The sequence below is a fragment of the Natronorubrum thiooxidans genome, assembly GCF_900156475.1.
Lineage (GTDB): Archaea > Halobacteriota > Halobacteria > Halobacteriales > Natrialbaceae > Natronorubrum > Natronorubrum thiooxidans.
This window is the reverse complement of record NZ_FTNR01000015.1, coordinates 97,260-110,765: the sequence shown is the minus strand read 5'-3', so window position 1 is coordinate 110,765 and position 13,506 is coordinate 97,260. Positions and strand designations below refer to the sequence as shown.

Annotated in this window: 10 protein-coding genes and 3 pseudogenes; 11 read left to right on the top strand and 2 right to left on the bottom strand. The window is 45.7% G+C overall.

The features are described from left to right. A pseudogene (locus tag BW940_RS21175) lies at positions 1 to 147 on the top strand (ISH3 family transposase); the annotation flags it as partial. 164 nt (positions 148 to 311) lie between these two features. Here the strand turns inward: BW940_RS21175 and BW940_RS17530 are convergent. Then, entirely contained in the window at positions 312 to 1,427 is a 1,116-nt protein-coding gene (locus BW940_RS17530; protein WP_076610488.1) for a hypothetical protein, read from the bottom strand. Between the two features lie 101 nt (positions 1,428 to 1,528). On the opposite strand from BW940_RS17530, the gene BW940_RS17525 reads away from it, so the two are divergent. Next, positions 1,529 to 1,891, top strand: a complete 363-nt coding sequence (locus BW940_RS17525) for a nucleotide pyrophosphohydrolase (RefSeq protein ID WP_076610487.1) — start codon at positions 1,529 to 1,531, stop codon at positions 1,889 to 1,891. Between the two features lie 72 nt (positions 1,892 to 1,963). Continuing rightward, a pseudogene (locus BW940_RS22155) lies at positions 1,964 to 2,543 on the top strand (RNA-guided endonuclease TnpB family protein); the annotation flags it as partial. A 54-nt stretch (positions 2,544 to 2,597) separates the two neighbouring features. Here BW940_RS22155 and BW940_RS17515 read toward each other — a convergent pair. After that, positions 2,598 to 2,803: pseudogene (locus BW940_RS17515) on the bottom strand (IS5/IS1182 family transposase); the annotation flags it as partial. Between the two features lie 217 nt (positions 2,804 to 3,020). Here BW940_RS17515 and BW940_RS17510 point away from each other — a divergent pair. The 8 genes from BW940_RS17510 to BW940_RS17480 all read left to right on the top strand — a co-directional run bounded on the left by BW940_RS17510 (position 3,021) and on the right by BW940_RS17480 (position 13,487). Further along, positions 3,021 to 4,910: an ATP-binding protein gene (locus BW940_RS17510; protein WP_076610486.1), complete on the top strand. Its 1,890-nt coding sequence runs from the start codon at positions 3,021 to 3,023 to the stop codon at positions 4,908 to 4,910. Positions 4,911 to 4,970: 60 nt separating this feature from the next. After that, on the top strand, positions 4,971 to 5,882 hold the full coding sequence (locus tag BW940_RS17505; protein WP_076610485.1) for a DNA adenine methylase: 912 nt from the start codon (positions 4,971 to 4,973) through the stop codon (positions 5,880 to 5,882). 289 nt (positions 5,883 to 6,171) lie between these two features. Continuing rightward, complete coding sequence (locus BW940_RS17500; RefSeq protein ID WP_143823928.1) at positions 6,172 to 8,013, top strand: McrB family protein; 1,842 nt, start codon at positions 6,172 to 6,174, stop codon at positions 8,011 to 8,013. After that, positions 8,006 to 9,289 (top strand): McrC family protein, encoded by a 1,284-nt coding sequence (locus BW940_RS17495; protein WP_084776802.1) that lies wholly within the window; start codon positions 8,006 to 8,008, stop codon positions 9,287 to 9,289. Before BW940_RS17500 ends, BW940_RS17495 begins: the two co-directional genes overlap by 8 nt. A 37-nt stretch (positions 9,290 to 9,326) precedes the next feature. After that, positions 9,327 to 10,757, top strand: coding sequence for a DEAD/DEAH box helicase family protein (locus BW940_RS17490; protein WP_076610482.1), 1,431 nt, complete (start codon positions 9,327 to 9,329; stop codon positions 10,755 to 10,757). A 41-nt stretch (positions 10,758 to 10,798) separates the two neighbouring features. Continuing rightward, the gene (locus BW940_RS21565; RefSeq protein ID WP_159440184.1) at positions 10,799 to 10,975 is read left to right on the top strand and encodes a hypothetical protein; all 177 of its coding nucleotides are present in this window, start codon (positions 10,799 to 10,801) and stop codon (positions 10,973 to 10,975) included. A gap of 3 nt (positions 10,976 to 10,978) precedes the next feature. Next, a complete protein-coding gene (locus BW940_RS17485) occupies positions 10,979 to 13,021 on the top strand; it encodes an AAA family ATPase (protein WP_076610481.1) in 2,043 nt (680 codons plus the stop codon). 58 nt (positions 13,022 to 13,079) lie between these two features. After that, complete coding sequence (locus tag BW940_RS17480; protein ID WP_076610480.1) at positions 13,080 to 13,487, top strand: hypothetical protein; 408 nt, start codon at positions 13,080 to 13,082, stop codon at positions 13,485 to 13,487. The last annotated feature ends 19 nt before the right edge of the window (positions 13,488 to 13,506 follow it).

Below are 13,506 nucleotides of genomic sequence, written 5' to 3'. Positions count from 1 at the left end.
GGCGGGCGCGACCTGCCCGAGGAATTCACGTTCAAGACCTTCTCTGACTGGATCAGACATGCATTAGAGGAAGAGCTAGAGCGGAGTTGGGAGATCGAGATGAACGGAACAGGTGTGCCAGAAGCATACGCGCCGGCCGCGGGCTGACGCCAGCCCGCGGCCTTGGGCAAGCTCCTGGTGAGCAACAGCATTCGCCTAGAACAGCGTATCTCAGCCTTCTTACTTCACTTCTCCTCATCCGTGGATTCTATTTCCTGTTCACTCAGTTACCACACCGGAATTCGCTCTGTTCGTCCATGACTCAGCACAGTTCACGAAGCGACGTTCGGGAAGTACCGATCTTTCACTTCCCTGAATTCCCACCCTTGGCCACCGCCTCGAATGTTTCCGTTTGGTCCTTCAAGACTGATATGCAGCCAATTTACAGTAACATTCGATTCAGCAAGAACAGTGAGCTGAAGTTCCGTACCCTCACTAACATTAGCGGTTTCTAGTGAAACGTCCTTGAGTATCGGCACTTCAGGGTCGGCATCTGTTTCAATAGTTACGCCGACATCTTCGGACCATGGATCTGATTCCAAATTTCCTTCATTTTCGACGTGAATCCGAGAGAAGTAATACTCACCACTCGCCGCCTCATCCGAGACGGTATAGGTCCATTCGGTTTTCCAAACACCCTCCTTCACCTTGGTGAACTCCCACCCTTGACCGCCACCTCGAATGTTTCCGTTTGGTCCTTCAAAACTGATATGCAGCCAGTTTACAGGCACATTTGACTCAGCGATGACCGTCAACTGAAGTTTAGTGTCATCACTAACCTCAACGGCATCTAACGAAACGTCGGTCAGAACTGGTTTCTCGGGAACGGCATCAGTTTGAATAGTCGCACTCGGTTCGTCGGGCCACAGTTCTGATACCAAATCGGCCTCATTCTCAACGCGAATCCGAGAGAAGTAATACTCACCACTTGCGGCCTCGTCTGAAACTATGTACGTCCATTCGGTTTCCCAGACGCCATCTTTCACTTCCCTGAATTCCCAACCTTGACCGCCACCTCGAATGTTTCCGTTTGGTCCTTCAAGACTGATATGCAGCCAGTTTACAGTAATATCCGATTCAGCAAGAACAGTGAGTTGAAGTTCCGTACCATTGTTCATGTCAATGGTTTCTAACGAAATATCTCTGAGAACCGGTTTCCCGTCAGTCGACTCCTCGTTAGTTGGCTCTCGGTCGGTCGGTTCCTTATCAACTGGCTCCTCATCAGTTGGTTTCTTGTCAGTTAATTCTGACGATATATTGCCCTCATTATATTCTTCATTCTGTCTCTCGTTCTCAGTTAGACCCCTATTCTGTTCGACGCACCCAGATAGACCTATCGCTCCAGAGACAGTTGCGAGTCGGAAGAAATCCCGTCGGTGTACCACCATACCTAACGAAATCAAAGACATACAACATAGCTCTACTGGACAGGTAGTGAGCTATCTAACCTCTCGCTGTTTTCTTTAGACTGCGTTTTGATGGCTGACACATGTCCGAGGACATCAACGAATTACAGAATCGATACCTCGAGTTCATTGGCGAACGAGAGTGGGAAGAGTTTCACACCCCAAAGAACCTCGCGATGGCAATCTCGGTCGAAGCGAGCGAACTAGTCGAACTCTATCAATGGCATGATAACGTTTCTGTAGATCGCATTCTCGATGACGACGACCTCCGGGAGCGGTCTCGGGAAGAACTAGCCGATGTGATGATTTACTGTTTGAGTATGGCCAATGAACTGAATATCGACGTTGAGGATGCGATTGCAGACAAGCTCACACAGAACGAAACTCGCTTTGATCCTGATACAGCAACTGCGATCGCTCGTGACTTGCGTCACTGGCAGCGCTAACTCATTTTCATTATCTCTCCGGCGTCATCTTGCTCAAAGCCGTGGAGTTGACGATGCTTCTGCAGGTCTCGCTCGAACAATGCCTTGAGACTCCGCAAGAAGCGTTCTGAGCGTCGGTCGCACTACCTACACGCCGTCCGAAACACATCGTTGCAGAGTGTGTTGAACGAGGTATCGGGACAATTGCTGTCGGCAACCTCGAAGGCATCCGCGAAGACGACGAGACTGGTGAGGCTCGGAACTGGGGCGACCGTGGCAACGAGGGCTTGCACGGATGGGCATTCGACCGCTTCACGAACTTACTCACATACAAGGCGAAAGCCGAAGGTATCACTGTGGTCATAGTGAGCGAGCGAGACACGTCAAAGACGTGTTCGCGTTGTGGCAGAAACGAGACGCCAACCGTGTTGAGTGCGGCTTATACGTCTGTCGTGGGTGTGAGGCCGCGATGAACGCCGATTCGAATGGTGCGGAGAACATTCGGCGTCGGTTAGACCAAGCAGAAAAGGTAACTCTGAATCCTCGATCTACAGAGGATAGGAGTAGCGGGCGTGTGGCACGTCCAGTAGTCAACCTGTTCCGTCGTGGAGAACACGACCAGAGTCGTGGACAGGGGACGTTCGCTGAACAAGCGAGCAGCTGCAAATCATAAATATCCCAACTGCGGTAGGGAAGCCTCGCCGTGAACGGCGAGGAGGATGTCACCAAGGCCGATCTCCGCCAATATTTGTGGCATCTCGCTCAAAAGATCAAGCACTTCGCGGTAGGACTTCTCCAAGTAAATCCGCAGACAATGGAGCGAAACAACGGCGGAGTCAGCAAATCCGCCGCCATCCTGCGGGGCGGCGGATTCACCTCGGCCACCAACAGCACTTTTAGTACTTTCCGAGTAAAGCGGGAAATTTTGGACATAGAGCAGCCGTTTCCCGCTTCAACCCCTAGTTCTGACGGTCAAAGTCTACGCAGTCATGCGATTCACCAGAGTCGTAAGGATGTTGTCGAGTACTCGGCAGGTCAGCTATACTAACAGTTAGCATGAACAACTTGTTGTTTCGTGAATATTTCAACAGAGTCAGCAGAAAAAAAGGCGAACATTTATCTAGACTACGATCACGTGATACGACAAGAGATGACTCAGCGCCATAGTAGTACTATATCTCAGCAGGCGCAGCTGCTCCCCACGAAAGACACGCTCACTGCACTCAAATCTGACGTGAATCTGGAAACCGCTTGCCTGGAGCTCTGCGATAACGCGCTTGACGCTTGGAAACGTACAAGCAATCGAGAAGACCGTATGACAATTGATATATCGGTAAATCAAAATGGCAAATCAACAACCTTGAGTATACGAGACAATGCTGGCGGTATTCCCAGAGAAGATGCAGCGATGTTGTTTGGCCTCGGCCATACAGCTAAGGAGTCTATTTCTGGGTCAATAGGAACATATGGCGTTGGCGCTAAAAAGAGTCTTGTAAACTTAGGCGTTCCATTTCGAATATCATCTCGTGCTACAAACGCTGATACCGGTTGGACGTACCGGATAACCGAAGACTGGTTCGAAGATGATCACGATTGGACCGTTCCAATAAACCAAACAACCGATATCGAACCTGGAGTTACCGAACTTCTAATTGAAGATTTAAATTACGAATGGGATGACAGTACCAGTGTTCTTCTCCGTGAGACGCTCGGCGAAGCATACAATCTTTTTCTCTGTGACGAACTACAGCAGGTTCACGAGACAACATATGATCTCACCATCCGTGTAAACGGGGTCCCTGTTGAACCAGAGGGGGTCCCGGACTGGTCTTTTTCACCATTTGACGGGGTCCATCCACGCCGTTTCGAAAATATAACCGTAACGACTCCAGACATGGAAGAACCAGTGGTTTTGCATATTACCGTTGGTCTCTTAAGAAAGAAAGACTCCCAGAATGCCGGAACGGATATTTATTGCCAAAAACGGAAGGTAGCATCGTGTCTCCGCAACGAAAAAGGTGGCTATGGTGCCGGAAAAGACCGATTAGAGAACTTCAGCGCACGACATGAGCGTCTCAAGGTAATTCTGGAACTCGAGACAGTTGGAGATGGTCAAATGTTACCTTGGGATACACAAAAGTCTTCGATTGATCCGCATAATCCTATTATGCGAGGTACAGCGGATTCACGAGGCGTCTACAATTGGGTTCGTCGGACAGTTCAAGACTACTATCAGTTGGACGCAGATAAGATCCCTACGGCGTTCGTCGAACCCTTCGATACTGATCATGAATTTGCAATCAACAACGGACAGCCCGTCAGATTAGATTATGCTGACCGTGAGCGTGTCGTGTCACATCATCGTCCAAATACTGATCTGCCACAAGTTTCTGAAATCAGGCGAAAAGCAGCTTCTCACGCGAAGCTCCGGATCTCCGGAGTAGAGTCTCTCGAACCGTGGGAGGAACCTGCATACGAGAGTCAGCTTATTCAGGAGAGCAACCGAAATATCGATAACTTGGCCTCCGTTACGGACTCGCCGACAGACGATGTGTTGGATAACCCTCACCAGGCAGCTGGCCGGATAAGTGAACTCGCTCGAGTCCATCTCGAACACGGAGTTTATTATCCTGACAATCTGGAGGAGTGGCAACGTCCGAGATATCGCGAGTATATGGAGAAACATGAGGGAGACATCCCTTCTCAACAAGATAGTATCACGAAAGATATCCCTCTCAGACCGGCTGAAATGGATAACGATTCAGAACTCATTGAAGTAGGGCAATCCGACGGGAATGGAATTGGTCATGTACATACAGGTCAAACAGTTAAGGAAGAGAATATTACACATGAATCGGCCGAACTCTTTCTTGTCTTCGGTGGGGACTCTGATGACGAACGTGGCGCAAAAGTGTTAGATGTTTCACGTCCCGAACTGTGCCAACTGCTTGAACTCGAAACCGATGCAGTTGACGAAATCATTTGGGAGGAACTCGAACTGCAATTTGACTCGATTGCCAGTGGAAAATTGTCTGAGTGATAGTGTATGCCCGGCAGATGGTGGATTTTAAGTTTTCTGGGTGTCACTCCTTCTAAATAGATGGCGGAACCAATACTCTCGTGGGCCGGCGGCAAGCGACATTTATTAGATGACATTCTGCGCCGTCTCCCTCCAAAAAACAGGTTCGATACCTACTATGAGCCTTTCTTCGGCGGCGGAGCAGTATTTTTTTCACTCGAACCCGCAAACGGGTATATCAATGACATCAATTCGCGCCTGATGAATTTTTATCGGCAAGTCAGAGATTATCCAGAGCGTATCATCGAAGAAAACCGTGAGTTCGATCACGAACTTGAAAATCTGGTACAAGAAGAACAAAAAGAGATCTATTATGAGTACCGCAATGAATTCAATTCGCTGCGAACAGACTCAGGAGAATGCCGTGACCAGTTCCGCGAAGCAGTACTAATGTTATTTCTCAACAGAACTTGTTGGAACAGTCTATACCGGACTAATAGAGATGGTGAATTTAATGTACCGATGGGCTCGAAGTGGACCAGAATTTCCAATATTGAGGGCCAGATTCGAAAAGGCTATCAAGTTCTTAAGAATACGACCATCACTTCTAAAGATTTTAACTATGTTGGGAAACACGCCGACGAGAATGATCTTGTGTTCTTTGACCCTCCTTATCCAGAAGAGTCTAAAACTGCACAATTCAATCAGTATGATCCTAGTGGCTTTGGCGAAGAGGAACAGATCGAATTGAGAGAATTAGCCCTAGAATTGAATCGTCGTGGGACTGATGTGCTTATTACAAATGGACCATCAGCAGAGAAGTTTTATGTCGAACATGAAGATTTTTATGAAGAGTTTCGGATCACCACGATCAATGGTGAGCGTCGAATCAATAGCGATGAAACGCAGCGTACAAACATTGGTGCTACTGATATCATAGTTTCGAATTTTGACCCGTTCATTGAACAACGGACTTTCGACGACTATCGGTGATAAAAAGTATCGAACTGCTTTGGTTTGAGGTGATATTTGTTAAATATGCCCCTGTCTGATTTAGGGACACTGAGTTCAAAAAAACAGAGGTTATCGATAGTGTGAACAGTACTCTCAATTCAACCCATAGTTGGTGTCAATAGTCTTCTCGAAGTCCTTCTAGCAAGGCTAATTCGGATAATGCCCGAGAGTAGGACAACCAAAAGAATCAGGATGCTACCATTACAATTCAGAGGTGATCAAATTGAATAACTCTGGAATAGAAGCAGAGAGGTGGTTCATTCTTCGGGTGGAAAATAGTGAATATAACGACGATCCAAGTGAAGTATACAGTTTTCGAGAAGGGACACCTGAGTCTCTACAACTCATCGAAGCCGAAGACTGCGCTCGATTCGTCTATCTTAAAAATAACCAATTTTACGCAAAAGGCGAGATTGGTGCCATCACATCTGAAGAACACGACGGCGCTACGCATTACAGAGTGACAATCGAAGAGTATGACGAGATCGAACCTATTGCACTCGGCGCTATTGAAAACACTCTCAAGACGGACTTCTCCGACCGAAATAAAATAACCAAAATCAATCAAGAAGATTATAATACGATTGTTGATGATGCTAAAATCCAAAAAGAGGGTCCAGCTTATGAAACAGTTGGTGACGCATATGTGGATGTTAGAAATCGTCTTCAAGAGACGAATCAAGAAGAATGGCTTATCCAGCAGCCTGCGGATGCCGTTATTGGAGGATGGACTGACGCACTTGAAGAATTAGAAGTTGAAGCAACTCTTTCCTGGGAAGCTGCGGCGAAGTTGAAACAACTCGTCGATCTTTATAAGGACTTTCAGCCTCGATTAGCAACACTAGCAGTAGAGCTCAGAGCAGGCCACCTCGAAGATTTGTCTGGGTCCGAGACACTCTTTGTCGTTCTCATTCGCGATCTGCAACAACGGTGTGACTTCCAGATGAATTTCACAGCAGAGAAGTTCAAAATTCTAAACCAGGGAGCATATACGATTAGATTTCCCGACGAAGGGGATACAGACCCATCTGAAACTCCATCGTATATTGACCCTCCAGAGCCTCCAAAAGAGGCCTCACGCATTGAGCGACAGTTACAGAAGACAAAGCAATTGGTTTTCTATGGACCACCTGGGACGAGTAAGACGTATACTGCGCAACGGTTTGCACAATGGTGGGTTGCACAGCAAGATACCATTCGTGCAACAACTGATCAAATTCGGACAGTAACCTTCCATCCATCATTTTCTTATGAAGATTTCGTTGAAGGCTTGACTGCAAAATCGGGTGCCGATGGTTCAGTCGAATACTCCATTCAAAAAGGGATTTTTCGAGATATCTGCGAAGATGCGATCAGCGCATACGAGGATAGCAAGTCATCAAAAGAAGTGCCGAGATACGTTCTTATTATTGATGAACTTAATCGAGGGAATCTTTCACAAATATTTGGAGAATTAATTACTATACTCGAAGCTGATAAGCGCATTGATGAAACAAACCATACCGTAACAGACCTTGCTCACTCTGGAAAGCCGTTTAGTATCCCGCCGAACCTCTACCTAATTGGAACAATGAACACTGCCGATCGATCAATTGCGTTGGTGGATACTGCTATTCGCCGCCGATTTCGATTTTTGTCATTTACACCAGATTACTCGTTACTTTTAGATAAAAATGGGTTCGACGAAGACATAGACACTGCGATCAACGCTCTTTCGCCGGAAACTGAGCTCGAGACGGCATTACGGGCACTCTCTATTCTCGGGATCAAGCAACTCAATAGTCGTATTCTCGAGTCGCCAGATATGGATAAGGGCAAACAGATTGGTCATACTTATTTGTTAAACCTTGAAGATGAAACTGCTATTGCAGATACGTGGCAGTACGAAATTCTGCCATTGCTAGAAGAATATTACTATAGTCAGTTTGATCGAATCCGTGAGGATCTGTTTGCAGGTGAAGGGGAACATTTAATCAATTGGAAGACGGAGGAAATACGTGACTTTTCACCACACGAACTTGCAATCTTTCTAATAAAACTGACCGATCAAAACATACCAGAACTTCTGAGGAAACAATCTAGCCAGATAAATACTAACAAGCATGAGTAACTTCGTACAGAAAGATTCAGGGGGGATATATGACATTTCTCTTAGAGAGCATAGCGAAACAAAACCATTGAAGCTCTCGTCACGAGATCTTCAAACACTTCGGACAGAATTTAATGTGTCATCACCACGTATTGATGTTGTCCACACTTCCTCACAAAAAGTAAAACTAAAATCTAGACAATATGTAGGTGTGATCTCATTTCCAGACGGTCCTACTATCGAAATCCTTCCAAAAGTGGAAGGGGCAAATCTTCTCTACTTATTGCGATATGCGTATGGTGTAGAAAGTAATACATATGAACAACGAACCCTAATCGCAGAGGGTCCTAATTTTATTGAGGCAATTGCAACGCTTTTTGAAACTGAACTAGAACGAGTGTTCAGACAGGGTCTTGCAAAAGGGTATCACACCGTCTCTACTAGCGAGCGTTATCTCCGTGGGCGTTTGAATATTCATCAACAACTTCAACAGCATCCAAGTACAACAACGAAGTTCGAATGTACGTACGACGAATTAACACACGATATACCCCTCAATCGCGCGCTCCTGTACGCCGCATCATTATTAACACCCTATCTCACGGATAGCACACTGGCGAGGCGCCTTGGTCGATATGAACAGCGATTACAAAAGCGGGTCACTCTCACTCCAATAACCGTACAACAGGTAAAAACACTCGACGTATCGCGGCTTACGGCTCATTACAAAGATATTCTTCGATTAGTAGAAATGGTGATAATGAATTCATTTGTCGAAGATTTCCGTAGTGGTCATAACATGGCGTTCTCCCTCCTTGTAAACATGAATACAATATTTGAAAAGGTAGTTGAGAATGCATTCACCGACATCGTATCTGACCTTACAGAATATCGCGCCCTCATTCAGGAACAAACTGGCAGTCTACTTGCGAGTGGCAGTTATGATGTTGATATTAAGCCTGATATTGCACTCCGAGATGCGGATCAGAATATCCAGTTTGTCGGCGATGCAAAGTGGAAAACTGGCAAACCACAAAATCAGGATTTTTACCAGATCGCTGCCTATCAAAATACACATATGTGTCCAGGAGCGCTCATATATCCAGATCGATTGGTATCTAAAGAAGGTGGATGCGAATTAAAGAATGGGCTCGAGACAAAAATAATTGAATTGCCTACCGGACGAAACAGTGAAACATACAGCGAGTTTAAGAGGCTAGTCAAGCAACAGCTTTGGGAAGCGATCGAAAAATCACTGAGTGAGAATATACCGGCTTCGGGTAAAGATCAAATATAGGAAAAGGAATGCAACTACTAATACAAAGTGATGATTTGTGACAGACCAACTCCAAGCTCCAGACTGGGTGGAAGCTCGCCCCTATCAGAGTAAGGCTGTAACAGCGTGGTTAAAATCTAACGGCAAAGGGATTTATAATATGGCCACTGGAACTGGAAAGACAGTAACTTCACTGCTTACTGCTAGCCAAGTTGCAGAACATCTGGACGATCAGCTTGCACTTATTATTGCTGTACCCTACCAGCACCTTGTCGATCAATGGGCAGAGGATGTTCGTGACTTCGGTGTAGAACCTATCCTCGCGTATAAATCCCGTTCTCAATGGCAAGAACAACTCGAACGCGAATTCATGGAATTTAATATGGGCGTTCGAGAGTCTCTTGTGGTTATAACGACGCATGCTACCTTTGCGATGACACCATTCCAAAAGGCCTTGTCTCGGCTCAACCGGATCGAGAAGATGCTCATTGCAGATGAAGTACATCATCTGGGGGCGCCCCAGCATCTCGGATCACTTCCTGAAGCAATTGATCTTCGTCTCGGACTGTCAGCAACACCAAACCGCTGGTATGACGATGAAGGAACTGAAGAATTATTTTCGTACTTTGGGGATGGCATCGTATTCGAATATTCACTCTCGGAAGCGATCGAAAATGGTGCTCTTTGCGAGTATTATTATATACCACACATTATAGAGTTAACACCGGAAGAAGCTGAAAAGTATGAGGCCCTTTCAACAACGATTGCCCGATTAGCCTCTCGAATGAACAAGGATCTTGGCGATGCAGATCTTCAAGGGAATACAACGCTGAAACACGCACTTTTCAAAAGAGCACGACTCATAGGGACCGCACGAGAGAAGCTCTATAAACTACAGGATCTGATTCAATATCAAAATTCGCTCAATCACACACTTGTATATTGTGGAGATGGATCTGTTGAAGACGAATTGACGGGAGACACAAAGCGACATGTCGATGCTACTGTTGAGTTACTTCGTGATGATATTGGCCTTCGAGTTAATCGATTCACGGCTCGTGAGTCACAAAATGAACGAGAAGATTTGCTCAACCAGTTCGAGAATGGTGATCTGCAGGCACTTGTTGCGATTCGGTGTTTAGACGAGGGGGTTGATGTTCCGGCGACGCAAACTGCATATATTCTAGCAAGCTCATCAAATCCTCGTCAATTTATTCAGCGACGAGGTCGAATTCTTCGACAGTATCCTGGAAAGCAGTATGCAGTCATCCATGATTTTATTGTAGCCCCACCGAATCGAGTTCGCCCGGAACTACTCGATGATACGCAGTTCAAGACAGAGCGAAATATGATTCAAAAAGAACTAGAGCGAGTGCAATTATTCGCAGATTCAGCACGAAACCATCCAGATGCTGATGTTCAAGGTATCCCGACCAGTTCTAAGTCTCTAAAAGACTTAAAGAAAAAGTACAATCTGAGACAAATGTAGTGACCAAAGTATTATACACTGGTCTCAACATACTTCGCACAATGGCTGATTCCGAGATGCAGATTGACGATAAAGCTATCAAGAAAATTCAAGACCGTGTACTACGTGAAGAAATGAACCAGCTACATTACCAACGGCCACCCAGTATTATTCAAGACCTCCAAAAAATCATTGAGGAGGAGATCACTGAAGCGGATATATCAGAGAAAGCGGATTGATCCATGCGATTTAAACGTCTTTATCTCCAGAATTTTCGTCCGTTTGTTGATGAAGAACTAACCTTCTCACAAGAATCCAGTCACAACGTTACTGTCGTCCATGGTCAGAATGGATCTGGGAAAACGACCCTATTGGATGCACTTCGGTGGGGATTGTTCGGAAATGCTGCTTTCGAAAATGAACCTTACCGGCTGCCCAACCAGGGCAAGATGGCCGGAACCGACCCAGGTGGTGAGGTAGAAGTCCGTATTGAAATCGATTTCGAACACGATAGCGTCGATTTCGAACTCGAGCGGTTTGCGGTCTTCGAAAAACAGACTGAAAGAGATTTTGACGGAAATACTGTCGATGAAGGTATTACGCTCAAAGAACAGTCCAGTAGCGGCCATATGGAGTCGGTTAGCAACCCAAATAACCGGGTCGAGCAGATCCTCCCACAACGACTTAGTGACCTTTTCCTTTTTGACGGCGAATACATCGATCGTCTCAGCGGTACAAACGAACAGGGTGAGATCAAGAGTGCCATTCAAAACATAATGGGGCTCACTGTTCTGGAACGATCGATCGACCACCTCAAGAAAGTAGAGGGTAGATTCGAGGAGACAGTTAAAAAATACGGAAGTGATCAACTCCAAGAACTGATCCAACAAAAACAGGATCTCCGAGATGATATTGAGGATATCGAGGTCAAAATAGAGGACAAAAGAGAGTTCCGGAACAATCTCAAGCAAGAGATCGATGAGATCGATAACCGTCTTGAGAAAATTGGGGATACTGCTGAACTTCAGCAACACCGCGAACAGCTCGAGGAACAAAGATTAAATTTACTATCGACAAAAGAAGAGATAAACAACGATATTCAGTCTCAAATTTCCACAAAAGGTTATCTTCCCTTTGCTATGGGAGCTATTGAGGAGACAGCGAAGGATATCGACCGGCTCCGAGAGGAAGGGAAAATCCCATCTGAACTTGATAATCAGTTAGTTAACGATCTCTTAGACGATCAGACCTGTATTTGTGGCAGGGATCTCAAGCCGAATACAGAATATTACCAACGAGTTGCAGGATACAAAAACGATGACACCCCTGATGGAGTTGATAACGCTGCGATCCAACTCATCACCCGTATTGGGTTAATTCAAGAGGACCGCGAAGAGTTTTTTGAATCCGTTCAGAAAAAAGTCGAACAACGAAAGAACATCCGAGACAAGATTGAAAACGTAAACGAAGAAATCGATGAACTCAGCACCCAGATTTCGGGAACAGAAGGATATAATCCCGAAACAGACGAGTCACCTCAAGAACTCGAATCAAGTCGCCGACAGAAAATTGAAAAGCGAGCTACTCTTAAAGAACAAATCGATCAACACGAAAATGAAAAGGAATTGTTTGAAGAAGATCTTGAAGAATTGAAGGAAGAAATTGATGAGGCAAAAGAAGAGGTTGCCGAAGCTACTCTTGCCCGGAAGCGAATGAAAGCAACCGAGCACGCCCGACGTAATATCGAATCTTCGTTCCAGGAACTCCAACATACTGTGCGAACCTGGTCGAATGACCGCGTGAAAGAAACCTTCGAAACAGTCGCTACGAAGAGTAGTTATGTCGCGGAAATTACGGATAATTTTGAACTTAAGATTCGTGAGAAGTACGGGGGAGATGAAGTTGAGGTGAATAAATCACGAGGCGAACGGCAAATTGCGAGTTTAGCCTTTATTGGGAGTCTTGTCTCTATTGCCAAAGAGCGGAATAACAAAGATTCAGAAAAGCTGTACTTTTCTGGTGGTATTTATCCGATCGTAATGGATTCTCCGTTCGGTGCATTAGATAAGCAGCACCGTCGCGAAATCAGCCGAATTATTCCTCAGCTAGCAGATCAGGTTGTCGTGTTTGCGACAGATTCACAATGGGAGGGACCCGTGGAAGAAGAAATGACAGATATCATTGGAGAGGAATACAGGATCGAATACGATGACGGGTCAGGGGAAGGTTCTTATCCACGATCTCGTATCGAAAAAGTTCGCGAAATCCCAGCAGGTGAAAAATAATATGAGCTCAAGCGCAACAGTCCGACGTCCATACAAGCAAACTGAAATCTACGATCAAATGGTTGACGAGCACAACGTATTCAATAGCTACGTTGATTTCTTTGTGTTCTCTGCCTGTGTCGGATATGCAAAGGATCGATGTGAGACACAAAATTACAAGGGTGATAGTGAGATGCTATGGATGCACTTTTCAAATAAAGATCTCTATCGCGCTGTTGCCGCAGCGATCGCCTATCAACATCATAATGATTCTGAAGCGCTAATCAACCCTGAGCTTCAATTAAAAACGCTTACAATGTATGCAGCTGGCGGTGCAGATATCCTTGAGGCAGAATTCGGCGATATAAAAGGAAATCCGACAAATGCTGTTCTAAATTATATTCAAGACTGGGATGATCAAGAGGACAACGAAAGCCGACAAACTCTTCTCGCAGAGATTATGGCGGATTTCGAAGAAGGCGCCTAAACAGCACTAACTCGTTGTG